The organism is Luteibacter aegosomatissinici (assembly GCF_023078495.1).
GTDB lineage: Bacteria > Pseudomonadota > Gammaproteobacteria > Xanthomonadales > Rhodanobacteraceae > Luteibacter > Luteibacter aegosomatissinici.
Genome location: NZ_CP095742.1, coordinates 3,524,823 through 3,548,848 on the forward strand (window position 1 = coordinate 3,524,823; position 24,026 = coordinate 3,548,848).

Genomic DNA, 24,026 nt, shown 5'->3' on the forward strand with positions numbered 1-24,026 from the left:
ACGGGTGGCCGTGCGATGAAACGCGTCGTCGTGACCGGCATCGGCGGCATCACGCCGCTGGGACACGACTGGACCAGCATCGAAGCCCGGCTGCGCCAGTTCCAGAACGCCGTGCGGCGCATGGGCGAATGGGATTACTTCGATGCACTCAACGGGCGCCTCGGCGTACCGGTCGATGATTTCGCGGTGCCGTCGCACTGGTCGCGCAAGCACACCCGCTCCATGGGTCGCGTGGCCCTGCTGGCCACCGCCGCCAGCGAGCGCGCGCTGAGCGATGCCGGCCTGCTCGATGATGAGCGCATCCGCGATGGGCGCATGGGCGTCGCCTACGGTTCGTCCGGTGGCAGCATCGAGCCGGCGCGCACCGTGGGGCGCATGCTGGAAACCGGTTCCATGCAAGGCGTGACCGCCACGAGCTACATCCAGATGATGGCGCACACCACCGCCGTGAACGTGGGCGTGTTTTTCGGGCTGAAGGGCCGGGTCATCACCACCTCCAGCGCCTGCACCTCGGGCAGCCAGGCCATCGGCTACGGCTACGAGGCGATCCAGCAAGGCAAGCAGCAGCTGATGCTGTGCGGCGGTGCCGAGGAGCTTTCAGGACCGGGCGCGGCGGTTTTCGACACCCTCTTCGCCACAAGCACGCGCAATGAAACGCCCGGCCTGACACCGCGCCCGTTCGACGGTAAACGCGACGGCCTGGTCGTCGGCGAAGGCGGCGTGACGCTGGTGCTCGAAGAGTACGAACATGCCCTCGCGCGCGGTGCGCGCATTTACGCCGAGGTGGTCGGTTATGGCACCAACTCCGATGGTGCGCACATTACCCAGCCCACGCGGGAAACGATGGCAGCGGCGATGCGCATGGCGCTGGCCGACGCGGGCCTTGAGCCCGCCGCTATTGGCTACGTGAGCGCGCACGGTACTGCGACCGACCGCGGCGATGTGGCGGAGAGCCACGCAACGAACGACGTGCTGGGAGCCAATGTGCCCATCAGCTCGATGAAGAGCTACGTCGGCCACACGCTGGGCGCCTGCGGCGCACTGGAAGCCTGGTGGGCGATCGAGATGATGCGTGGTGGCTGGTTCGCGCCCACGATCAACCTGGAGACGCCGGATGCGGAATGTGCCGCGCTGGATTACCTCACCGGGAACGGCCGCGACATCCGCACCGATTACGTGATGAGCAACAACTTTGCGTTCGGTGGCATCAATACATCACTGATCTTCAAGGCGCACGCCTGATGCGTCGCGTGGTCGTCACTGGCATGGGCGCGGTGACATGCCTGGGCCCGGGCCGCGCCGCGCTGTTCGATGGGTTGCGCGCCGGTCGCGAAGGCTTCCGGGATATGCCGGGCTACGCCGCGTTGGGCATGCGTTGCCGTACCGCCGCACCTGTTGACCTCGGCGCGCTGGAACCGCCACCGCGCAAGCTGCGCCGGTATTTTCCGCAGGCTGCCGAGTACGCGTGGCACGCCACGCGCGAGGCCCTGGTGGAGGCAGGGATCAATGACGCCCGCGTACGCGAGCGAGACGTGGGCATCCTCATGGGCGGCTCCGCTGCGCTCTCCGAGTACGAAGCGGGCCTGGATGTTTTCCACGCGAAAGGCTATTCGCGCCTGTCGCCTTTTATCGTCCCGCGCAGCATGGGCAGCGCCGTCGCGGCCACGCTGGTCCATGCGTTCGGCTTTGGCGGCCGCGCTTTCACGGTCGGCTCGGCGTGCACCAGCGCTACCCACGCCATTGGCCAGGCCATGGAGCTGATCCAGCTCGGCCGCCAGGAAATCGTGATCTGCGGTGGTGCTGAAGAACTGCACGACAAGGCCTCCATGTGCTTTGACGTGATGCATGCCCTGACCACCACAAGCGTCGCCGGCGAGCGCATCTCCACACCGTATGCGGCCGATCGTGATGGCATCGTGCTGGGCGGCGGCGCGGGCGTGCTCGTGCTGGAATCGCTTGATCATGCGCTAGCCCGCGGCGCCACTATCCTGGCCGAGATGGCGGGTTATGGCGCAGCCTCGGATCCCGAAGGCATGGTGAGCCCGCACAGCGAGGGCATGGCCGAAGCCATGCATCAGGCGATCGACCTGGCCGGCGTTGTCCCGGATTACGTGAACACCCATGCGTGCGCCACGCGCGATGGCGACCTGGCCGAGTGGGAAGCGCTGCGTCGCGTGTTCGGCGACCGGGGGCACCCCGTTCCCTGGATGTCGTCTATAAAGGGGTTGGTGGGGCATGCGCCGGCCGCGGCGGGTGCACTGGATGCCATCGCGTGCGTCGGCATGATCGAGCACGGCGTGTTGCTTGCCGGGGCACCGCCCCGTGAGCTGGATGAGGCGTTTGCCGATACGCCGCTGCTGGACGCGGAGCGCGAGGCACGGGTGGACGCGGTCCTGTCCAACAGCTTCGGTTTCGGCGGCAGCTGCGCCGCGCTGGTCATCCGGCGCTACCATCAACCCGACCTCGCCCTGGCCTAACCCCTTCCCATGGATCTCGCAGCCGACACGACGAAACGCCGCGCCGACGCCTGGGCCTGGCGCTTTGTGTTCACCGCCCTGTCGTTCGCGCTGTTCGGCGTGGGCGGGCTGGTGCTGCGCATCTTCGTCCTGCCGGTGGTGATGCACTGGCCAGCGCCGCTGGAGGTACGCCGCCGCCGCGCACGGCGCACGGTCGGCAAGGCCTTCTGGCTGCATTCGCAATTCATGTACCGCACCGGTGTCGTAACCTACCAATTCGAAGGCCTGGAACGGCTGGGGCGTCCCGGCCAGATGATCGTGGCGAACCACCCATCGCTGATCGATGTGGTGTTCCTGATCGGCCATGTGCCCGATGCGAACTGCGTGGTGAAGCACAGCCTGTGGAAAAACCCCTTCATGCGCGGGCCCATTTGCGTGGCGCAGTACATCAGCAACGATGGCAGCGCCGACATGCTCGAGCGCGCCGCCGACGTGTTGCGCGAGGGACAGACGCTGATCGTGTTTCCCGAAGGCACGCGTACGACGCCAGGGCAGGCACCTGTGTTCCACCGCGGTGCTTCGGCGATCGCGGTGCGAGGTGCAAGCATCATCACGCCCGTGTTCATCACGGTAGAACCCACAACGCTCACCAAGGCGGATCGCTGGTACCACGTTCCGAACCGCCGCGTGCAGATGCGCTTCCGCGTGGGCGATGACATCAGCGTAGCGGCGTTCTCAGGCGAGGCCCCCGCGCCCATCGCATCGCGCCGACTCAACGAGCACCTTCACCGCCTGTATGCGCGGGAACGGCAGGCATGACTATCCACGGCAACGAAAAGCCCTCGCGCAAACTCGCCAACCTTGTACTGGTTGTCGTGGGCATCCTTTACCCCTTCATCGTTTACGTGGGCGGCGATCACGTGTCCCCGCCCGTGTTTGGCGTGATTCTTGGTGCCTTGTGGCTGATCCGGGCGCCGGCGCTGGTGCACCAGCCTGGCGGCAAATGGATGCTCGGCGTTGCCCTGGCCTATTGCGCCTTGCTGGCGTTCGGCGGACACGAACACCTGCTGCGCTGGTACCCGAGCCTCATCTGCGCGTTGCTGCTGGCAGCGTTCACCCATAGCCTCGTATTCGGGCCACCGATCATCGAACGCGTGGCGCGCATGATGGAGCCCGACCTTCCGCAGGCCGCGTTGCCTTACACCCGCAAGGTCACCGGGGTGTGGGCGGCTTTTTTCGCGATCAACGGCGCATGCTCCGCGTGGCTTGCCGCATGGGGGCCGCTTTCATGGTGGACGTTCTACAACGGCGTGGTGGCCTACGTGGCGATGGGCACGCTGTTCGCCGTGGAATGGGTGTGCAGGCAGCGCATGCGCCGACGCCTGCGTAACGCCCCCATGGGCAGCGCGGCCGTCCGGCTGGCATCGCACCCGTGGGTTGCCGCGGCTGCGGGCGGCAATGCAGGCCAGCAGGTCCTGGGCATGGTCGTGGCACTGACGGCCTCGGGTCGCATCGCCCTGGCACGGCATGGCCGTGCCGGTATCGTCAGCGAACTGGGCCAGCATGCCGCCGGTGATGACGCGCTGGCTACCCCGATGGCATGGCGATTCGTCGAAGGGCTACCTGAAGCGGCGCGGATCGATTTGCTGTTGCAGGCGCCGCTGCCGCGTATCGCCCAGGTGGTCTCGGAGCGCGTGGACGCTGGTACGCACGTGCTGAGCCTGGCATTGCCGCTCGACCTGGCATGCTTCGCCGAGCATTTCCCCGAAGCGCCCGTGTTGCCGGGCGTGTTGCAGATCGCCTGGGCGCTCGAGTTTGCCTCGTCCCGCTTCGGCACACCGCGGACCTGCCGCGGCATGGACCAGCTCAAGTTCCAGCGGCTGTTGCGACCGGGCGATCAGGTGGAGCTGGTGCTCCGCCATGATGCCGAGCGTGGCCGCCTGCATTTCGCGTACCGCGTTGGCGACGCCATGTGTTCTTCCGCCCATCTGCACGTGGATGCCATGCCGGGGGTGACCCATGCGCAGTAAGGGTGTGTTGGCCGCCGAGATCGATGTGGTGGTTCCGTTCTTCGATGTCGATTCGCTCGAAATCGTCTGGCACGGGCATTACGTGAAATACCTTGAGATCGCACGTTGCGCGCTGCTCGACGATATCGGACACAACTACGTGAAGATGAAGGAAACCGGGTTTGCCTGGCCCATCATCGACCTGCAGCTGCGCTATGCGCGCGCGGCCCGGTTCGGCCAGGCGCTGCGCGTGCGCGCCGAACTGGTGGAATGGGAGAACCGGCTAAAGATCCACTACACCGTAAGCGATGTGGCTACCGGCGAGCGACTGACGCGCGCCAGTACGATCCAGGTGGCCGTGCATGTCGCTGATGGCGAGATGCAACTGGTCTCGCCGGCCTGCTTCACGCACGACGTAGAGCGCCGCCTTGCACGCGAGGCCACTTCGCCATGAATCACTGGCCCATTGAACAACTGCTCCCCCATGCGGGACGCATGGTGTGGATCGACCGCGTCGTGGAGTGGGATGCCGAGCGCGTCGTCTGCGAGCGCGTGGTGCGCCTGGGCGATCTGGAGGTCACCGCCGAGGGGCTGCCGAGCTGGGCAGGCGTTGAACTGATGGCCCAGGCGATCGCGGCGTGGAACGGATGCCAGGTGCTGGCCGCAGGCGGCCAGGTGCGCCCGGGCTTTCTCCTGGGAACGCGCGCGTACCGCGCCGATGCGGATTTCTTCCCCGTGGGGACCCGCCTGCTCATCGAGGCCGCCCGTACCTTCCACGATGACGACGGCATGGCGTCTTTCGCTTGCCGGATCACCGCGACGGGTGTGCAGGCCGAAGCACGCCTGACTGTCTTCAGTCCGCCCGACCCCACCCCCTTCCTCGATCCACGCCACCACAGCCTGGACCCCACCGGAAACGCGCCATGACCGATACCATCCTCGTCACCGGCTCGAGCCGCGGCATCGGCCGCGCGATCGCGCTGAACCTCGCCGATGCCGGCCATGACATCGTGCTGCATTGCCGCTCGCGCCGTGACGAAGCGGAGGCCGTGCAAGCCGAGATCATCGCGAAAGGCCGCGCCGCGCGCGTGCTGCAATTCGACGTGGCTGACCGCGCCGCCACGGCGGCGGCCCTGGAGGCCGATCTTTCCGCGCATGGCGCGTACTACGGCGTCGTGTGCAATGCGGGCCTTACCCGTGATGGCGCCTTTCCCGGCCTGACATCCGAAGACTGGGACCAGGTGCTGCGGACGAATCTCGATGGGTTCTACAACGTGCTCCACCCACTGGTGATGCCCATGATCCGCCGCCGCGCACCGGGCCGCATCGTGTGCATCACTTCGGTATCGGGCCTGATCGGCAACCGCGGCCAGGTGAACTACAGCGCGTCCAAGGCCGGTGTCATCGGTGCGGCGAAGGCACTCGCCGTGGAACTGGCCAAGCGCAAGATCACGGTCAATTGCGTTGCGCCGGGCCTGATCGACACCGACATGCTCGATCCCGATGTCCCCGTCGAGCAGATCCTCAAGGTGATTCCGATGGAACGCAGCGGCACGCCGGAGGAAGTGGCTTCGGCGGTGCGCTTCCTGGTGAGCCCGGAAGCGAGTTACATCACTCGCCAGATCCTCGCGGTCAACGGCGGGCTCTGCTAAACAGGGCCATGCCCAGCTTTCGCCAGCTCGCTGAATCCGATCGCTTCGCGGATGTGATCCGCGTGCTGCTGGCGCTGGGCGGGATCACGGCCTGGTGCACGCTGCGCGGCCCGGCCGATGCGATCGTACCGGCCCTGCTCGGTGCCATCGCCTGCGCCCTGGCCGAAACTGATGATGCATGGCGGGGGCGCCTGCGCGGCCTGGTCGTCACGCTGATCTGCTTCGCTCTCGCGGCGACCGCCGTGAAAACGACCATCGGCACACCCGTGGTGTTCGCCCTGTTGCTGCCGCTGGGCACCTTCCTGCTCGTCATGCTCGGCGCCGCCAGCGGGCGGTACGCGACGATAGCCACGGCGACGCTCATCCTTGCGGTATACACGATGATCGCTTCGGACGCGGCGGGTGGACGCGGCGCTGAAGGCACGCTGGCCCTCGTCGCGGGCGCCGCGTGGTACGGCGTGCTCTCCCTGCTCTGGAGCGCCCTGGCCCCGCAGCGCGCGGTGCGTCACGCACTGGCCAGGCTATTCGAATCGCTGGCTGGGCTGATCGACGCCAAAGCCGCCCAGTTCGAACCGGTGCGCGGCCTCGATCACGATGCGCTGGCCCTCGCGTTTTCGCGCCGTAACCAGGGCACGGTACTGGCGCTTACCGAAGCCCGCGTGGCGCTTATCGACCGGATCGGCCGGCGCCAGCCACGCGGCCGCTCGGCCTCCCGGCTGGCCATGTTCTTCGTGGCACAGGATATCCACGAGCGCATCACCTCGTCGCACTACCCGTACGACGACCTTGCCCAGGCGCTTTACCACAGCGACCTCATGTTCCGCTTTGGCCGCCTGTTGCGCCTGCAGGCGCAGGCCTGTCGGGAACGCGCCGATGCCATCCGTCGCTCGGCACCCCTGCGCTCCATTGCCCTGCCGGCCGCCGCGCTCGATGACCTGCGCGACGCCATGGCCTTCCACCAGCAAACACGCGGCGCGGGAACCGCGCTCGACGATGCGCTTGCCGCGCTGCTGAAAAACATGGAAAGCCTGCAGGCGCTGATCGCCGATGAAGGCAGCCTGCGTGAAGACAGCGATATCGCGTTACAGGGCAACGAGCCCTCGTCGCTGCGCGACGCATTGCGCCGCGTGCGCTTGCGCCTCAACCGTCGATCGATGCATTTCCGTCATGCCATGCGCCTGGCCATCGGTATGCTCGGGGGGTATCTCGTGATGCTGGCGCTGCATCCGTTGCATGGGTATTGGATCCTCCTGACCACCTTGTTCGTATGCCAGCCGGGTTATGGCGCCACGCGGCGGCGCTTCGTCCAGCGCATCGTGGGCACCACCACCGGGCTGGTGCTGGGCTGGGCGTTGTTGCGGGCCTTGCCGGGTGGCGATTGGCGCCTGCCCGTGCTCGTCGCCACGGGCGCCGCGTTCTTCGCCTTCCGGCTGCGCCGCTACACGCTCGCCACGGGCGCCATCACCCTGTTCGTCTTGCTCTGCTTCGATCGCGTCGGTGCCGGCTACGACGCCATCGGCCCGCGCCTGCTGGATACACTGCTTGGCGCGCTCGTCGCCGCCCTGGTGATCCGCTACGTGCTGCCCGATTGGAGGGTTCGCCGCCTGGACGATCTCGTGGCTGACGCCTTACTGGCGTACGGGCGTTACCTCGAACAGATTGCCGCGCAGTACGCCTCGGGCCGCGACGACGACCTGGCCTACCGCATCGCGCGGCGCGACGCCCATGCGGCGCAGGCCGTGGTGGCGGGCAATGTGGCCGAGCTGCTGGGTGAACCAGGCCATTCGCCTGGCCAGGGCGAGCGTGCCCTGCGCCTGCTAACGGCCTTGCAGGCCGCCCTCTCCCACCTTTCAACGCTGGGCACCCACCGCGAGGTGATCGCCCCCGCGGAGGCCTCCGCGGTGGACGCGGCGGCGCGCCGCATCGCCTTCGGCTTCAACACCCTGGCCGAGCACCTGCGCGCGGGTACCCCCGCGCCTTTGCTGGGCGCCCCCGGGCTCGATGAGGACACCTCGCACCTCACCCAGGCGGCCAGCGGCGCGTTGCGCCTGTTCGATCGCCAGTGCCTGCTCCTGGCCCGTGTGCACGACCGTATCGCGGGGGGCGCCCAGGGTTGATTGCTGCGACGCGCCGTGGCTCGGCGGCGCCAAAACGCTAGCATGGTGGGGTTTTCCCCCGCCTTTTCCCCGGAGTTGCACCCATGCGTCCGTTTTCCCTTGGCGAAGACCTCGACCTCCTGCGCGAAACCGTCCGCGCGTTCGCCGAAAAAGAGATCGCCCCGCGCGCCGACCGCATCGACCGCGAAAACCACTTTCCGGAAGACCTCTGGGCCAAGCTGGGTGACATGGGCCTGCTCGGCATCACCATCCCCGGTGAACTGGGCGGCTCCGACCTGGGCTTCCTGGCCCACATGGTCGCCATGGAGGAAATCTCGCGCGCTTCCGCCTCCGTGGGCCTTTCGTACGGCGCCCACTCCAACCTCTGCGTGCAGAACATCTACCACAACGGTACCGATGAGCAGCGCCGCAAGTACCTGCCGAAACTCGCCAGCGGCGAGTGGGTAGGCGCGCTGGCCATGAGCGAACCGGGTGCCGGTTCGGATGTCGTCGGCTCCATGAGCTGCAAGGCGGAGCTGGTGGGCGATACCTGGGTGGCCAACGGTTCCAAGATGTGGATCACCAACGGCCCCGATGCCGACGTGCTGCTGGTGTACATGCGCACGGCGCCGCGCGCCGCGGGCAGCCGCTGCATGACCGCCTTCATCATCGAGAAGGGCATGAAGGGGTTCTCCACGGCGCAAAAGCTGGACAAGCTCGGCATGCGTGGCTCGAACACCTGCGAGCTCGTCTTCGAGAACTGCGAGATCCCCGCCGCAAACATCGTGGGCGAAGTGAACGAAGGCGTACGCGTGCTGATGAGCGGCCTGGATACGGAGCGCCTCGTGCTCTCGGGCGGCCCGATCGGCATCATGCAGGCCGCCGTGGATCTGGTGCTGCCCTACGTGCGCGAGCGCAAGCAGTTCAACGCACCGATCGGTACGTTCGGGCTGATGCAGGGCAAGGTGGCCGATATGTACACGGCGCTGCAGTCATCACGCGGTTTCGCGTACATGGTCGCGCAGCAGTTCGATAACGGCGTGAAGTCGCGCATCGACCCGGCTGCGTGCCTGCTCAATGCCTCGACCAATGCGGTGACGGTCGCCCTGGAAGCGATCCAGGCGCTGGGCGGTAATGGCTACATCAACGAGTTCCCGGCTGGCCGCCTGCTGCGCGATGCGAAGCTCTATGAGATTGGCGCGGGTACCAACGAGATCCGCCGCATGCTGATCGGCCGCGAGTTGTTCCACGGCAAATCCTGATCCAACGGCATCGCGCGCAAGCACGCCCCTGATGGAGCGCGCTTGCGCGCGATGGCTTACCAGTTGACGCGCACGCTGGCGGTAGCCGACCGCGAATGATCGCGGCTGGCAAACCGCTGATCGACACCAAACGCCAGCTGCGTACGCGATCCCAGGTCCATCCCCGCATTCAGCCCAAACGTCGCTGCCTGCCTCGACAGGCCGATGCCTTCGACCGGTGCCCACTGCGACAGTCCGGTGTAACGCGCCGAGAACACCTCGCCACGCGTTGCAAAGGCGTTCTGCCAGCCCAGCTTCATGTCGAGGCGCAACTTGCCGTACGAGGTGAGCCAGGTGCTACCCGCACGCAAGCCGAAGCCCGCCTGCCAGCGCGAGGTGGTGTGGCCGTCGGCCGCCAGGCCAAAGCCATCGCCACCCAGCTCCTGGAAACCATCGCGGTGGATGCTGGCGTACTGGACGTTCGCGTACGGGGTGAAATCGAACGCGCCCGCGTGCGTGCGGTAACCGAGTTCGCCGTAGGCCGAGCTGTAGCGACCGTTGTTTTCGCCACCGGTGAACGCGGCCCCCACGTCACCAAAGCGCAGCAAGCGTTGCGTATCGCCACGGTAGCTGCCAAAGCCGACACGGCCCACGCCGTACCAGTTTGCCCCCTGCGTACCCGCATAAAGCGACCCTTCCGTCGCACGATTACGCTGGCGATCGTAGTTGCCAGACAGCTGGCCGCTGCTGCGCATCTGCGAAACGGCAACGCCAGCGAAGCCACTGGTGCCAAGACGGATGTCGTTACCAACCATGCTGCCATCGATGTTGAAGCCCACGTTGCCGAAGCCGCTGCGGCTAAGGCCGCCCTGTGAGCCAAGCGACTGGACCCACGCGCCGCCCTTGCCCATCGCGTCCAGATGCTGCATCAGGGCGTCGTTCCCGGCATCGATCCCAGCGAGGGTCACCGCCGTGCTTGCGGCATAAAGCTGGCCGGAAAGCGATTCCAGCGATGCCTGGGCACTCTGGGTCGTCGCAGACTGCTGTATGCCGCCTGCGGCAATCAGCATGGATGTATCGATAGCGCCAGCGCCGCTCGCACCTGCCGCCAGGTTGTTGCTTATCTGCGTCATCGCGCCGTCGACGCGCTGGGCCGAGGAGGTGGCAGCGCGCGATTGAGCCATCGTGGCGTTGGCCACCGCCGGGATGCTGAGCGAAGTGGTATCGAGCCAGACTTCCGTGGGAGCGTACTGGAATGTCGACGTGACGAAGACCCCCCCTACCAGTGTCGTGGCGAACTGCCCCTGGATGCTGCTGGCGGTGATGACCTGCTGGTGCGACGTCCGCGTGTAGTTGGCAACGGTACTGCGCATATCGATGGCACCCGCGAGACTCGCATTGCCGCCGATCGTGAGCGGGGCGCCAAGCACAAGGGATAGCGTGCCACCACTGGTCTGCACGAAGTTGCCATCGATATGTGCGCCGCTTGCGCCGACCTTGACGACGCCGTCACTCGCCAGGCTTCCATGCAAGGTCGCGTTGATCGAGGCGTTACCGGCATGGCCCACGGTCAACGAGCTGGCCAGCTCATTCATGACCGCCAGCGTCGCCCCCTGGTCCACCAGGGTCGCGCCGGTGTAGGTGTTGTTACCCGTCAGCGTGAGCGTGCCAAAGCCGGTCACGTTCAGGCCACCCGTACCACCAATCGCGTTACTGAACGTCATTTGCGCGCCATTGACGTTCGCGTTGAACGTACCCCAGTCGAACCGGCCCGGGCCCAGCACGGCGCGACCGACGTTCAGGCGGCCATAGCCATAAATCGCATCCGGACCCGGGTCCCCGAGATCATCGGCGGTGCCGAGGATGATCTGCCTTACCGCGTTGTAATCCAGGGTGGGAAATGCGCTGTGCACGACGGCAGCCGCGCCGGACACCTGCGGCGCGGCCAGCGACGTACCTTCCCATATCTGGTAGGTGGCGTTGCCACTGTTGGTCGTGCCGGCCGCCGCAACCACGACATCACCCGGCGCCGCCAGGCAGTAGTTCTTTGCGATACCGCAACGATTGGAATACGACGCGATTTGCGTGGGGTTATTGCTATCGAGGGCGACAACCGCGAGCCAGCCCTGTTCGACATCGGGTGCCCGCGACGGCAACGCCGCCACATCGGACGGATCGGGACGGCCATCGTTACCCGCGGCGAATACGAACAGATGCGCGCCATTCGCCGTGAGCGGCGCATAGGCATCGTGGAAGCTCTTGGTCGCGGCGGCGTCGGTGACGTCCCAGTACACGCCACCCCAGGAGTTATTCAGGATGCGGGCTCCCCGCGAGGCGACGTCCGCGTTAACCGTGCCGAGCGGATCCGCGCTGGTGGCCTGGTTGCCCTGGCCGGAGCCGTCATCCGTCGGCGCCTTGTCGTTGATGATTCGGGCCGACACGATGGTCGCCTGCGGGGCGACACCGCCGGCAAAACTGCCAAAGGGAACACCCGCCGCAATTTCTGCCACGGCCGTGCCATGGCCGACCACATCGTCCACGCCCGTATTGTTTGTGGATGGATCCACGTAAATCAGTTCGGCGGTCACGCGGCCGGCAAGGGCTGGGTTCAGATGAGCCACGCCCGTATCGATCACGCCGATGGTTTCACCCTGGCCGTTGAAGCCAAGATTGTGGGCCGCGACAACGTTCGTGAGTCCAAGCTGGGCATCCAACGGGGGCTGCGCGGGAGTCGTCGGCTGCGTGGGTTGGGTGGGCTGCGTAGGTTGGGTCGGCGGTGTAACCACGCCACCCCCGCCGCCACCGCCGGTACCCACCGTGGTGGGCTTGCTGCCCCCGCCACCACCGCAAGCGGCCAGCCCCAGGCTCACGCACACGGCCAGCGCAAGGTCGCGCTGGCGCAGGATAATCCTTGCCATCTTCGATTTTCCCCAGTTTCGACATCAATGTCGCGCCACCGCCCCTTGCGGCGGCGCCCTGCGGAATCTTGGCACAAATAGCTGCGGATCGTCCGTGAAGAATGCCGCAGTGCGCATTGCCCGCCCCTGCCCCGCACTGCGATACTCCGCCGGTTTCCGTCCCCTCAGGGGCGGCCATTTGAAGTACCACGGAGTCCCCATGTCCGACATCGTCATTGCGGGTGCCAAGCGCACCGCCATTGGTTCCTTCCTTGGCCAGTTCACGGGCGTCCCCACGCCGGAACTGGGCGCTATCGCCATCAAGGCGGCCCTCGACCAGGCCGGCGTGGGCGCGGCGGACGTCAGCGAAGTCATCATGGGCTGCGTGCTCCCCGCCAACCTGGGCCAGGCGCCTGCTCGCCAGGCGTCGCTCAAGGCCGGCCTGCCGGTGGGCACGGGCTGCACCACGATCAACAAGGTATGCGGATCCGGCATGAAGGCGATCATGCTTGCCCATGACCTGATCAAGGCCGGTTCGGCCTCGGTGGTCGTCGCCGGCGGCATGGAATCCATGACCAATGCGCCGCACATGGTGAACGCGCGTACTGGCATCCGTTATGGCGATGGCCAGCTTGTGGATCACATGGCATGGGATGGTCTCACCAACCCATACGACGGCAAGTCCATGGGCGTGTTCGGTGAGCAGTGCGCCGACAAGTACCACTTCACGCGTGAAGAACAGGATGCCTACGCCATCGCGTCGGTGGAGCGTGCCAAGGCCGCACAGGCCGCCAAGGCCTTCGCCAACGAGATCGTTCCGGTCACCGTCCAGGGCCGCAAGGGGCCCCAGGATTTCGTGGAAGACGAGCAGCCGGGCCGCTCCGATACGGCGAAGATCCCGACCCTGCGCGCCGCTTTCCGCAAGGAAAACGGCACCATTACGGCCGCCAGCTCGTCGAGCATTTCCGATGGCGCCGCGGCGCTCGTGCTGATGTCGGCCGACGATGCGAAGGCGAAAGGTGCCACGCCGCTGGCCCGCGTCGTGGCGCACGCCACGCATTCGCAGGAGCCGGAGTGGTTCACCACGGCGCCCGTGGGCGCGATCCAGAAGGTGCTTGCCAAGGCCGGCTGGAAGGTGGAAGACGTGGATCTTTTCGAGATCAACGAGGCGTTTGCCGTGGTGCCGATGGCCGTGATGCGCGAACTGGGCGTCGCCCACGAAAAGATCAACGTCAATGGTGGCGCATGCGCCCTCGGCCATCCGATTGGTGCGAGTGGCGCGCGCATCGTGGTCACTCTTCTCAATGCCTTGACGGCCCGTGGGGCAAAAAGGGGCGTCGCCTCGCTGTGTATCGGTGGCGGCGAAGCAACGGCTATCGCCATCGAACTGGTGTGAAGCCTACGTCGAAAGAACGGGTGTTATTAGCGCCATCATCACGCGATTTGCATGGGTTTTAATGCGCCCTGAAGCAAATCCCGTCGATGCTGGCGATGCCCAGACAACTGAGCTATTAATGTGCCCGCCTAACGGCATTCCACGGCTAAGGAGAACCACAATGAATTTCACGCGTACCCTTCTCGCCTCCGGGCTCGTCGCGCTTCTGGCAGCTTGCAGCAACGGCGCGCAGGATTCCGCGCAGGATGCCCAGAAGTCGGCAGCCGACGCCCAGCAGCAGGCCGACAAGGCCCAGCAGGCCGCCGATCAGTCGCAGAACGCCGCGACCACCCAGGCCGCCGACCAGGCCCAGCAATCGGCTGACCAGGCCAAGGATGCCGCCGCCCAGGCCCAGAACGCCGCTTCGGCCTCCACCGCCGGCGGTGCGTCGGAAGCTTCGAAGGATGCCGCATCCAACGCCGCTGACCAGGCGGACAAGTCGGCCGACCAGGCGAAGGACGCCGCGTCCAATGCCAAGGATGCGAAGGACGACTCCACGAAGAAGTAACCCGCCCGCGGTTTGCTTCAGGAAGCGGCCACCCCAGGGTGGCCGTTTTTTTGCCTGCGGCCTGCGGCAGCGCAGCGTTTTCCGGCGGCTTTGCGCCGCTATGATGGTGGTTTGATCCGCTCGAAGACGGCCCATGCCCATCCTCACGTCGCAACTCGATACCCGCTCCCCTGAATTCCAGGCGGCAAGCCAGCGTTTGCGCGCCCTCACCGATGATCTGCGCGACACGCTGAAGCGTACTGCCGAGGGCGGTGGTGCGAAGGCGCGTGAAAAGCACGTGGCTCGTGGAAAGCTCCTGCCACGCGAACGCATCCGCGCCCTGTTGGATCCGGGCTCGCCCTTCCTGGAAATCGCACCGCTTGCCGCCCATGGCATGTACGACGATGCCGCGCCCGCTGCAGGCGTGATCGCCGGCATCGGCCGCGTGATGGGTCAGGAGGTGGTGGTGCTTGCGAACGACGCCACCGTCAAAGGGGGTACCTACTTCCCCATGACGGTGAAGAAGCACCTGCGTGCACAGGAAGTGGCGATGGAAAACCGCCTGCCCTGTGTCTACCTGGTGGATTCGGGCGGCGCGTTCCTGCCCCTCCAGGACGAGGTGTTTCCCGACCGCGAGCACTTCGGCCGCATTTTCTACAACCAGGCGCGCATGAGCGCGCAGGGCATTCCGCAGATCGCCGTGGTCATGGGCTCATGCACCGCGGGCGGCGCTTACGTGCCCGCGATGAGCGATGAAACGATCATCGTGCGCGAGCAGGGCACGATTTTTCTTGGCGGCCCGCCGCTGGTCAAGGCGGCTACGGGTGAGGTGGTCGATGCCGAAGCCCTGGGCGGCGCGGACGTGCATACCTCCGTGTCGGGCGTGGCCGATCACTTCGCGGAAAACGATGCCCATGCGCTTTCCATCGCGCGCGATATCGTGGGCTCGCTCAACCACATGAAGAAGATGCCGCTCGCCGTGCGGCCACCGCTTGAGCCGCGGTTTGCCGCGGAAGAACTCTACGGTGTGATCCCCGAGGATACCCGGCGCCCGTTCGATATCCGCGAAGTCATCGCGCGCGTGGTCGATGACTCCGAGTTCCACGAGTTCAAGGCCCGCTACGGCAAGACCCTGGTCACGGGTTTCGCGCACATCCATGGGTACCCGGTGGGCATCATTGCCAACAACGGCATCCTTTTTGGTGAAAGTGCGCAGAAGGGTGCGCACTTCATCGAGTTGTGCAACCAGCGCAACGTGCCACTGGTGTTCCTGCAGAACATCACCGGCTTCATGGTGGGCAAGAAATACGAAAACGCCGGCATCGCGAAAGACGGCGCAAAGATGGTCACGGCCGTGGCGTGCTCGCACGTTCCTAAATTCACCGTGGTCATCGGCGGCTCCTTCGGCGCCGGCAACTACGCCATGTGCGGCCGCGCCTACGGCGCCCGCTTCCTGTGGATGTGGCCGAACGCCCGCATCAGCGTGATGGGTGGCGAGCAGGCTGCCTCAGTGCTCGCGACGGTGCGTCGTGATGGCATCGAGGCCAGCGGCGGCACGTGGAGCGCGGAGGAAGAGGAAGCATTCAAGGCACCCGTGCGCGACCAGTATGAACGCCAGGGGCACCCGTACTACGCCAGTGCGCGGCTCTGGGACGATGGCATCATCGATCCGGCGGATACACGCCGCGTGCTCGGGCTGGCGATCTCGGCGTCGCTCAACGCACCGATCGAACAAGGCCGTTTCGGCGTGTTCCGCATGTAACTCCCCGCCCCATCGACATTCCGGGCCGGCGTGATAACCTCGCCGGTCCATGTCCGATAGCACTGACCGCGCGGCACCCGAGATCTTCACGCCATCCGGCCTGAACCGGTTGGTGCGCGATCTGCTGGAAGATGCCCTGCCCATGGGCGTGTGGATCGAGGGCGAACTCTCCAACGTCGCTCGCCCGTCATCGGGCCACATCTACTTCACCCTGAAAGACGCGAACGCGCAGGTACGCTGCGCCATGTTCCGCATGGCCGCTTCGCGCCTGCGTTTTCGGCCCGTCGATGGCATGCATGTCCTCATGCGTGCCAAGGTGGGCCTGTACGAAGCGCGCGGTGAATTCCAGCTTGTCGCGGATCACATGGAGCCCGCGGGCGAAGGCGCCCTGCAGCGGGAGTTCGAACAGCTCAAGGCCCGCCTTGGCGCCGAGGGCTTGTTCGATACGGAGCGCAAACGCGCCCTGCCCGCCTTCCCCCGCCGTATCGGCGTGGTGACCTCGCCCTCAGGCGCGGCCATCCGTGACGTACTCAGCGTGCTGGGCCGCCGCCTTGGGCTGGCCGAGGTCGAGGTACTGCCTGTGCCCGTGCAGGGCCGCGAAGCTCCACCGGCCATCGCCGCCATGCTTCGGCGGGCATCTGCCAGCGGCCGCTACGACGTGATCCTTGTGACACGTGGCGGCGGTTCGCTTGAGGATCTGTGGGCCTTCAACGACGAGCAGGTCGCCCGCGCCATCCACGCCAGCGAGGTCCCGGTCGTTTCCGCCGTCGGGCACGAGGTGGATTTCACGATCGCCGACTTCGTCGCCGACCTGCGGGCCGCCACCCCATCGGCCGCCGCCGAACTACTGGTGCCCGATGCGGCCGACCTGGCCCGCCAGCTGGAGCGCCTGCGCCAGCGCATGGCCACCCTCGTGACCCGCCGCCTGCAAGCGGCCGCGCAACGCACGGATCACCTGCATGCGCGGCTCAACTCGCAGCGGCCCCAGGCGCGCCTGGCGCGGGATGCGCAGCGCCTGGAGGCCCTGCGGCGGCGCCTGCACCATGCGATCGACCAGTCCAACGCCTTGCGCCGCGCACGCGTGGATCGGCTTCAGGCGCGTCTTGGCGCGCAGCATCCGCGGCTGCGGTTGACCCCCATGAGCCTGCGTCTTGCCGAGCTGCGCCAGCGGCTCGCGACGGGCATGGCACGCCGCATCGAGCGGGACCGGCTGCGTGTCCAGCAACAGGGGCGCACGCTGCATGCCGTGAGCCCGCTTGCCACGCTGGAACGCGGGTACGCCATCGTGTTTGACCAGCGCGATGCGATTGTCCGCCGTGCGGGCGATGTGGCTATTGGCGAGCGCGTACGGGTGATGCTGGCCGAGGGCCAGATGCAGCTGGTACGCGACGAATAGCCATCGCCCACCGCCCGCGCGCGGCAAACCGCCTCACGACAAGTGAACGCTTGCGGTTGGATCATGGCAAATAATGCTGCCAATGAGGGCCCCCGCCCATGCTCGACAAGAGCTATCCCTATTACCTCGCCAACAAGGCCGTAAAAGCCCGGGCGAAGCTCGACGTGATCGATAAATACACCGGCAAGGTGGCCACCCGGGTGGCGCTGCCGGATGCTGACGCCCTGGATAAGGCGATCGCCGCCGCAACAGCCGCGGCTGGTGCGATGAAGGCGTTCAGGCCATGGCAACGCCAGGCCGTCCTTGAGCATTGCGTGGCGCGTTTCCGCGAGCGCAAGGATGAGCTGGCCTATGCACTCTGCGTTGAAGCAGGCAAGCCAATCAACGATGCCCACGGCGAAGTGATCCGCCTGATCGAGACGTTCAAGATCGCGGCCGAAGAGGCCGTGCGAATAAATGGCGAGACGATCAACCTTGAGATATCGGCGCGAGCCAATGGCTACCAGGGTTTTACACGCAAGGTCCCGCTGGGCCCGGTGGCATTCATCACCCCCTTCAACTTTCCGCTGAACCTGGTAGCGCACAAGGTCGCACCGGCGATCGCGGCCGGCTGCCCCTTCGTCCTGAAACCGTCGGAGCGCACCCCGCTCGGCGCGTTGATCATCGGCGAGATCCTGGCGGAGACCGACCTGCCCAAAGGCGCATTTTCTGTCTTGCCCCTCGACGGGAAGGCGGCCGCACCGCTGGTGACGGACCCACGACTGAAGCTCCTCTCGTTCACCGGCGGGCTCATCGGCTGGGACCTGAAGGCGCAGGCTGGCCACAAGAAGGTCACGCTGGAGCTGGGTGGCAACGCCGCATGCATCGTTGACGCGGATCAAGCGGACCGGCTGGATGCCGTCGTTGATCGCCTGGTATTCGGTGCCTTCTATCAGTCAGGGCAGAGCTGTATCAGCGTCCAGCGTATTCTCATCCACGATGATGTGTACGACGCATTGAAGCGCAAGCTCGTCGCGAAAGTGGCGACACTCAAGGCGGGCGATCCGAAGAAGAAGAGCACGTTCCTTGGGCCCATGATCGACGAGGCCGCCGCGCAGCGCCTGGAAACCTGGATCGGCGAGGCGAAGAAAGGTGGCGCGCGCCTGCTATGTGGGGGTGGCCGCAAGGGCGCCATGCTCGAAGCCACCTTGCTTGAAAAAGTGCCACGCGATGCGAAGCTGCAACGCATGGAAGCATTTGGCCCTGTTGCCATCCTCGATCGCTTCATGACGTTTGACGAGGCCGTCGGCCTCGTCAACGACTCGGATTTCGGACTGCAGGCCGGCGTCTTCACCCATGACCTGCGTCACGCCATGCGGGCGTGGGATGCGCTCGAACAAGGTGGCGTCATCATCAATGACGTGCCCAGCTTCCGCGTCGACAACATGCCTTACGGGGGTGCCAAGTCATCGGGCATCGGGCGCGAAGGCGTACGTTATGCCATCGATGACATGAGCGAACTTCGCCTGATGGTGTTGCGCGAGGTCTAGCGCATCACCATCAGGTGGCTGGCCCCAGGCTACCGATTAACGTTGGGATGAGCTCCGAGACCGTGGGGTGGATCGGCACCGCCCACTGGTAGGTGTCGATCGTGGCGCCCGCATTCATCATGTCGAGCACGCCGTGGATCACTTCGTCGCCGCCAGTGCCCAGCACCGCGGCGCCAAGGATCTGACGGGTCTCGGCATCGGCCACCATGGACATGAAGCCCCAGGTTTCCCCCTTCTCGACGGCGCGCCCGATGCGCGTCATCGGCCGCTTGGCCACGAGGAGCGGCCGGCCGGTCTTGCGTGCCTGGGCCTCGGTCAGCCCCACCCGTCCCAACGGCGGATCCACATACAGGGCATAACCCAGGATACGTTCGCTCACCTTGCGATCCGCACCGTCGAGGAGGTTCGCGGCGACGATCTCGTAGTCGTTCCAGGCCGTGTGGGTGAACGCCCCCTTGCCGTTGCAATCGCCCATGGCCCACACGCCCTCGGCCGTGGTCTTCAGGTGCTCGTCGACCTTGATGTACCCGCGCTCATCCACTGCCACGCCTGCCATGTCCAGCCCGAGGTCATCGGTATTCGGGCGGCGCCCCACGGCAAGCAGCACGTGCGATCCTTCCACTACCGGGGCGCCCTCGGTGCAATCCACCCCAACCGTCACCTTGTCGCCACGCTTACCCAGCCGGATACAGCATGCGCTCGTGCGCACCTCGATCCCTTCGGCCTCCAGAAAGGCACGAATCTCGGCGGACACGTCTTCATCTTCCTTGCCGACCAGTCGCGGCCCCATTTCGACCACCGTGACCTTCGCACCAAAGCGACGATACATCTGGGCGAACTCGAGCCCGATGTAGCTGCCACCCACCACGATCAGATGCTCTGGCAAGGTTTCCAGGGGGATGATGGTGCTGTTGGTCAGGTAATCGACCTGATCAAGCCCAGGAAAATCGGGCACATTGGCCCGCCCGCCGACGTTTAGAAACACCTGCCGCGCTTCGATGGTTTCCCCGTTCACCTCGAGCTTCCGCGGACCGGTGAACCTTGCATGCCCGCGAATGAGCGTGAGTCCCGGCATCGAAGCGAGCCAATCTTCGTTGCCCTTCCTCGAATCCAGAATCACCTTGCGCGCCCGCGCCGCGGCAACGGGCAGGTTGAACCGCACGGGCCCGGGATCGGCCGCGTACTCGACGCCGTACTCGCTCCCCCGCCGCGCGACATGGGCCGCGTAAGCGCTGGCCACCAGCGTCTTCGTCGGCTTGCACCCTGTATTTACGCAGGTGCCGCCCACCAGATGACGCTCAACGATGGCGACGGTTTGTCCTGCCCCCGTGAGCCTGGCCGCCAGTGCCGGGCCTGCCTGGCCCGCCCCCACGATGATGGCGTCAAACGTACGAGGCATGGTGCGCTCCTGCAGGTGGCATATCGGGTAGCTGGATCATGTCTGAATACACCCCGGCAAGATCGGCTGGCTTGCAAACGCGTACTTCGGGGAGGAACTCCCCCTAAGACTACAGCGTGTAAGGGATCGGCTAGAGAACGGCGCGGCGACGGCTGATAGAAACACATCGGCGTGAAACCATACAGTCAGTGTGTCGGGGCAGATCCGGCATTCCACAGCGCGCTCCTGCCCTCGCCGTGACCACCCACCGATCTCCAGAGCATCCTTCCCATGACCCAACGCATCGTCAGCCGCAGCAAACGCCTTCGCAACCGTGGGTCACTTGGCATGGGTGCCCGATATCGTAGCGCGCATGATCAACATATTGAGACGCGTGTTCTTGATCTCGAAACGAGTGTCGGAGACATCCGACATCGTCTCACTCGAATCGAGACCACCTTAGGCCATGTTGCGACCGCTGAGTCGATGGCGCAGTTGTCGTCCGAACTGAGGCAGGCGATCGAAGCGCAGGGGACGCGCGCCGAAGGGATTCGTGCCGATCTGATCACCCGAATCGAAGGCTCCCGTTCCGACCTGACCAAGCACATCGAAGGCGTACGCTCCGAAATGACGGCCCACATCGAAGGCGTACGCTCCGACCTCACGAAGTGGTTCGTTACGGTGGCGATGACCCTGGCGGCCGTGGCCTTTGCGGCGGCGAAATACACGCACTGACGGCCTGAAATGGTGACCCCGGCCCGATTCGAACGGGCGACCTTCCCCTTAGGAGGGGGACGCTCTATCCAGCTGAGCTACGGGGCCTAAGGGCGCCAAGGATAACGTCTACGCGCCTTGACGGCCAGAACTTGGGCCTAAACCCGATAGTACGCGCGATACCAGTCAACGAATTTCGCAACACCATCGCTCACGGGCACCTTCGGCCTATAGCCGAGCTCCTCACGCAGGTCAGTCACATCCGCTTCCGTGTCGGGGACATCACCGGCCTGCAGCGGCAGCAAATTCATGACGGCCTCACGGCCAAGGCACTTCTCAAGCGTCTTGATGTAGGTAAGCAGCTCGACGGGGTGCTCGTTGCCGATATTGAAGATGCGATAAGGCGCCACGCCACTCGTGGCCGGGTCCGGGGACATCGCATCCCACGCTTCATCGCGCTTGGCGGGGCTATCCAGCGCCAGCACGACACCCTCAACGATATCGTCGATGTACGTGAAGCTGCGTTTGTGATGGCCGTGGTTGAACACGTCGATGGGCTTGCCGTCGATGATGTTCTTCGTAAAGAGGAACAGCGCCATATCGGGACGGCCCCATGGCCCATACACCGTGAAGAAACGCAGGCCCGTCGATGGAACGCCATAGAGGTGCGCATAACTGTGCGCCATCTGCTCGTTGGCCTTCTTGGTCGCGGCGTACAACGTCAGGGGGTGTTCGGTCGAGCGGTGCTCGGAGAACGGCATGTCGCGGTTCGCGCCATACACCGAACTGGTCGAAGCAAAGACGAGGTGCTGCACGTGGTGGTGGCGGCAGCCTTCGAGGATATGCAGGAAGCCGGTGACATTGCTCGCCACGTACACATGGGGGTTCTGTGCCGCATAGCGCACACCGGCCTGCGCGGCAAGGTGCACCACGCGCTCCGGCTTGTGCTCGGCAAACACGCGCTCCACCGCGTCGCGGTCGGCCAGGTCGGCCTGTACATGCGTGTACTTCGGGTGATCGCTGAAACGCGCCAGCCGCGCCTGTTTCAGCGTCACGTCGTAATAATCGTTCATGCTGTCGAAGCCGATGACTTCGTCACCGCGCTCGAGCAGTTTCATGGCGACATGGGAGCCGATGAAACCAGCCGTTCCCGTTACCAGTACTTTCATGCGTTAACGCCTTTGAATCGGATGCGAACGGCCGTCCCGTCGCGCGCAACGTACCTTAGCATCACAGCCGTCCGTCGACGGCTTCCTTAGGTAATATGCCTTTGATGTCATAGACGACAGCCCGGCCATTGGCCAGCGCCCGAATGCCAGGGCCGCCCATCTGCCGGAACTCGTCATGCGCCACGGCCACGACGATGGCATCGTACTCACCCGCACCCGGGGCTTCCGCCAGTACAGGCAGGCCGTACTCGGCCATGCACTCGTCGGCGTTCGCCCAGGGATCGTAGACATCCACCCGGGCGCTGTAGCCCTCGAACTCACGCACCAGGTCGACCACCCGCGTATTGCGCAGGTCCGGGCAGTTCTCCTTGAACGTAAGCCCCAGGACGAGGATCCGGCTATCCCGGATGGCATGCCCCTTTCCGATCATCAACTTGATGACCTCACTGGCCACGTGGCTGCCCATGGCATCGTTGATGCGCCGGCAGGCCAGGAGAATATCGGGGAAATACCCGACGGCCTGGGCTTTCTGGATCAGGTAGTACGGATCCACGCCGATGCAATGGCCGCCCACCAGCCCCGGCTTGAACGGCAGGAAGTTCCATTTGGTACCGGCGGCGGCCAGCACGTCCGTGGTATCGATCCCCAGCCGGTGGAAGATGAGCGCGAACTCGTTGATGAGCGCGATGTTGGCATCGCGCTGGGTGTTCTCGATGACTTTGGCGGCTTCCGCAACCTTCAATGAGGGCGCCTTATGTGTCCCCGCGCGGATGATCAGCCGGTATAGCTCATCGACGAAATCCGCCGTTTCGGGGGTAGAGCCCGAGGTGATCTTGGGGATGGTGACAAGGCGGCGCTCGCGATCGCCCGGATTGATGCGCTCAGGGCTGTAGCCCACGTGGAAATCCTGGTTGAACACCAGCCCGGAGGTGCGCTCCAGCGCGGGCACGCAGATTTCCTCAGTGGCACCGGGGTATACCGTCGATTCATAGATGACGGTGTCGCCACGGCGCAGCACGGTACCGATCGCCTCGCTTGCCCGTACCAGCGGCCCGAAATCAGGCCGCTTATGTTCATCGACGGGCGTAGGCACGGTCACGATGTATACATTGGCGTCGACGATGTCGCCGATCTCCGCCGTCATCCGCAAATGCGTCGCCGCGCGGATATCGTCGGCCGACGTTTCCTGAGTGTGATCGTGCCCTTCGCGAAGGGCCGCAATCCGGCGGGCGTCGATATCGTAGCCCTGGGTCGGCAGGATCTTGCCGAATTCCACCGCCAGCGGCAGGCCGACATAGCCCAGGCCCACGACGGCGATCCTAACGTTGTTCATTGGCGCCCTGCCCCGCGGCGTGGGTCAAAGGGCGCCAGAGTACCTTCTCGTCCGGCGGTTTACGACATCACGCCGCGATGCAGGAGCGCGAAGCCCGCCACTGTCGGCCGGTGCACCGGTCAGCCGGCGGTCGAGAATCGCCGTGCTGGCAGCGGAGGGACCCGGCTGGGGCGTTTTGCATCGCTGCCGAACGGTCGCCATACCCCATCCGCCCCTTCTATCCCGATGCTGGCATCGCCCCCTTCGGCCGCCGCGCGGTTCACAGCCGTGCGCACGGCCTCATAGCGGGAGTCGCAGCGGGCCACGATCCGCCCATCCACACGGACCGGCCAGCCCAGGTCGTCCTCGGGGAAATAGGGCACCTCGTACAGGTGGGTCATCGCAAAACTCCAGCGTAATCAACAATTACAGCCAAAGCATGCACTTGCGTTCGTCATCGCAAGGTCACCGCAGGAACGTGCGGCATCGACGC

General features: G+C 65.5%; 20 protein-coding genes and 1 tRNA gene. 15 read left to right on the forward strand and 6 right to left on the reverse strand.

Annotated features, from left to right (window positions below):
• The first annotated feature begins 15 nt into the window (after positions 1 to 15).
• The 9 genes from L2Y97_RS15875 (at position 16) to L2Y97_RS15915 (ending at position 9,475) form a co-directional block, all read left to right on the forward strand.
• Positions 16 to 1,242, forward strand: a complete 1,227-nt coding sequence (locus L2Y97_RS15875; RefSeq protein WP_247436833.1) for a beta-ketoacyl-ACP synthase — start codon at positions 16 to 18, stop codon at positions 1,240 to 1,242.
• Positions 1,242 to 2,477 carry a beta-ketoacyl-[acyl-carrier-protein] synthase family protein gene (locus L2Y97_RS15880; RefSeq protein WP_247428456.1) on the forward strand — a complete coding sequence of 412 codons (1,236 nt, stop codon included), beginning with the start codon at positions 1,242 to 1,244 and terminating at the stop codon, positions 2,475 to 2,477. The genes L2Y97_RS15875 and L2Y97_RS15880 overlap by 1 nt, the downstream gene beginning before the upstream one ends.
• 9 nt (positions 2,478 to 2,486) lie before the next feature.
• Positions 2,487 to 3,275: a lysophospholipid acyltransferase family protein gene (locus tag L2Y97_RS15885; protein ID WP_247428459.1), complete on the forward strand. Its 789-nt coding sequence runs from the start codon at positions 2,487 to 2,489 to the stop codon at positions 3,273 to 3,275.
• Complete coding sequence (locus L2Y97_RS15890) at positions 3,272 to 4,486, forward strand: ApeI family dehydratase (RefSeq protein ID WP_247428462.1); 1,215 nt, start codon at positions 3,272 to 3,274, stop codon at positions 4,484 to 4,486. The genes L2Y97_RS15885 and L2Y97_RS15890 overlap by 4 nt, the downstream gene beginning before the upstream one ends.
• Positions 4,476 to 4,919 carry an acyl-CoA thioesterase gene (locus L2Y97_RS15895; RefSeq protein WP_247428465.1) on the forward strand — a complete coding sequence of 148 codons (444 nt, stop codon included), beginning with the start codon at positions 4,476 to 4,478 and terminating at the stop codon, positions 4,917 to 4,919. Before L2Y97_RS15890 ends, L2Y97_RS15895 begins: the two co-directional genes overlap by 11 nt.
• A complete protein-coding gene (locus L2Y97_RS15900; protein ID WP_247428468.1) occupies positions 4,916 to 5,392 on the forward strand; it encodes a hotdog family protein in 477 nt (158 codons plus the stop codon). The genes L2Y97_RS15895 and L2Y97_RS15900 overlap by 4 nt, the downstream gene beginning before the upstream one ends.
• Positions 5,389 to 6,117: a 3-oxoacyl-ACP reductase FabG gene (fabG, locus tag L2Y97_RS15905; protein ID WP_247428471.1), complete on the forward strand. Its 729-nt coding sequence runs from the start codon at positions 5,389 to 5,391 to the stop codon at positions 6,115 to 6,117. Before L2Y97_RS15900 ends, fabG begins: the two co-directional genes overlap by 4 nt.
• 8 nt (positions 6,118 to 6,125) lie before the next feature.
• On the forward strand, positions 6,126 to 8,234 hold the full coding sequence (gene yccS, locus L2Y97_RS15910; RefSeq protein WP_247428474.1) for a YccS family putative transporter: 2,109 nt from the start codon (positions 6,126 to 6,128) through the stop codon (positions 8,232 to 8,234).
• Between the two features lie 83 nt (positions 8,235 to 8,317).
• Positions 8,318 to 9,475 (forward strand): isovaleryl-CoA dehydrogenase, encoded by a 1,158-nt coding sequence (locus L2Y97_RS15915; RefSeq protein ID WP_247428477.1) that lies wholly within the window; start codon positions 8,318 to 8,320, stop codon positions 9,473 to 9,475.
• 56 nt (positions 9,476 to 9,531) lie between these two features.
• Here the strand turns inward: L2Y97_RS15915 and L2Y97_RS15920 are convergent, their stop codons facing one another.
• On the reverse strand, positions 9,532 to 12,372 hold the full coding sequence (locus L2Y97_RS15920) for an autotransporter serine protease (RefSeq protein WP_247428480.1): 2,841 nt from the start codon (positions 12,370 to 12,372) through the stop codon (positions 9,532 to 9,534).
• A 199-nt stretch (positions 12,373 to 12,571) separates the two neighbouring features.
• Between L2Y97_RS15920 and L2Y97_RS15925 the strand changes: the two genes are divergently transcribed.
• From L2Y97_RS15925 to L2Y97_RS15945, 5 genes are all read left to right on the forward strand, one after another.
• Positions 12,572 to 13,747, forward strand: a complete 1,176-nt coding sequence (locus L2Y97_RS15925) for a thiolase family protein (RefSeq protein WP_247428483.1) — start codon at positions 12,572 to 12,574, stop codon at positions 13,745 to 13,747.
• Positions 13,748 to 13,907: 160 nt separating this feature from the next.
• Complete coding sequence (locus tag L2Y97_RS15930; protein WP_247428487.1) at positions 13,908 to 14,294, forward strand: hypothetical protein; 387 nt, start codon at positions 13,908 to 13,910, stop codon at positions 14,292 to 14,294.
• Between the two features lie 133 nt (positions 14,295 to 14,427).
• Positions 14,428 to 16,035 (forward strand): carboxyl transferase domain-containing protein, encoded by a 1,608-nt coding sequence (locus tag L2Y97_RS15935; RefSeq protein ID WP_247428490.1) that lies wholly within the window; start codon positions 14,428 to 14,430, stop codon positions 16,033 to 16,035.
• Positions 16,036 to 16,084: 49 nt separating this feature from the next.
• Complete coding sequence (xseA, locus tag L2Y97_RS15940) at positions 16,085 to 17,431, forward strand: exodeoxyribonuclease VII large subunit (protein WP_247428493.1); 1,347 nt, start codon at positions 16,085 to 16,087, stop codon at positions 17,429 to 17,431.
• A gap of 98 nt (positions 17,432 to 17,529) precedes the next feature.
• On the forward strand, positions 17,530 to 18,960 hold the full coding sequence (locus L2Y97_RS15945) for an aldehyde dehydrogenase family protein (RefSeq protein WP_247428496.1): 1,431 nt from the start codon (positions 17,530 to 17,532) through the stop codon (positions 18,958 to 18,960).
• A 10-nt stretch (positions 18,961 to 18,970) separates the two neighbouring features.
• Here the strand turns inward: L2Y97_RS15945 and L2Y97_RS15950 are convergent, their stop codons facing one another.
• Positions 18,971 to 20,359: an FAD-containing oxidoreductase gene (locus L2Y97_RS15950; RefSeq protein ID WP_247428499.1), complete on the reverse strand. Its 1,389-nt coding sequence runs from the start codon at positions 20,357 to 20,359 to the stop codon at positions 18,971 to 18,973.
• Positions 20,360 to 20,629: 270 nt separating this feature from the next.
• On the opposite strand from L2Y97_RS15950, the gene L2Y97_RS15955 reads away from it, so the two are divergent.
• The gene (locus L2Y97_RS15955; protein WP_247428502.1) at positions 20,630 to 21,073 is read left to right on the forward strand and encodes a hypothetical protein; all 444 of its coding nucleotides are present in this window, start codon (positions 20,630 to 20,632) and stop codon (positions 21,071 to 21,073) included.
• A gap of 10 nt (positions 21,074 to 21,083) precedes the next feature.
• On the opposite strand, the gene L2Y97_RS15960 is transcribed toward L2Y97_RS15955, so the two are convergent.
• The 4 genes from L2Y97_RS15960 to L2Y97_RS15975 form a co-directional block, all read right to left on the reverse strand.
• Positions 21,084 to 21,160, reverse strand: a tRNA-Arg gene (locus L2Y97_RS15960).
• Positions 21,161 to 21,210: 50 nt separating this feature from the next.
• Complete coding sequence (locus L2Y97_RS15965) at positions 21,211 to 22,221, reverse strand: NAD-dependent epimerase (protein ID WP_247428504.1); 1,011 nt, start codon at positions 22,219 to 22,221, stop codon at positions 21,211 to 21,213.
• Positions 22,222 to 22,282: 61 nt separating this feature from the next.
• Entirely contained in the window at positions 22,283 to 23,554 is a 1,272-nt protein-coding gene (locus tag L2Y97_RS15970) for a nucleotide sugar dehydrogenase (RefSeq protein ID WP_247428507.1), read from the reverse strand.
• Positions 23,555 to 23,673: 119 nt separating this feature from the next.
• The gene (locus L2Y97_RS15975; RefSeq protein ID WP_247428509.1) at positions 23,674 to 23,934 is read right to left on the reverse strand and encodes a DUF2188 domain-containing protein; all 261 of its coding nucleotides are present in this window, start codon (positions 23,932 to 23,934) and stop codon (positions 23,674 to 23,676) included.
• Positions 23,935 to 24,026 lie beyond the last annotated feature (92 nt).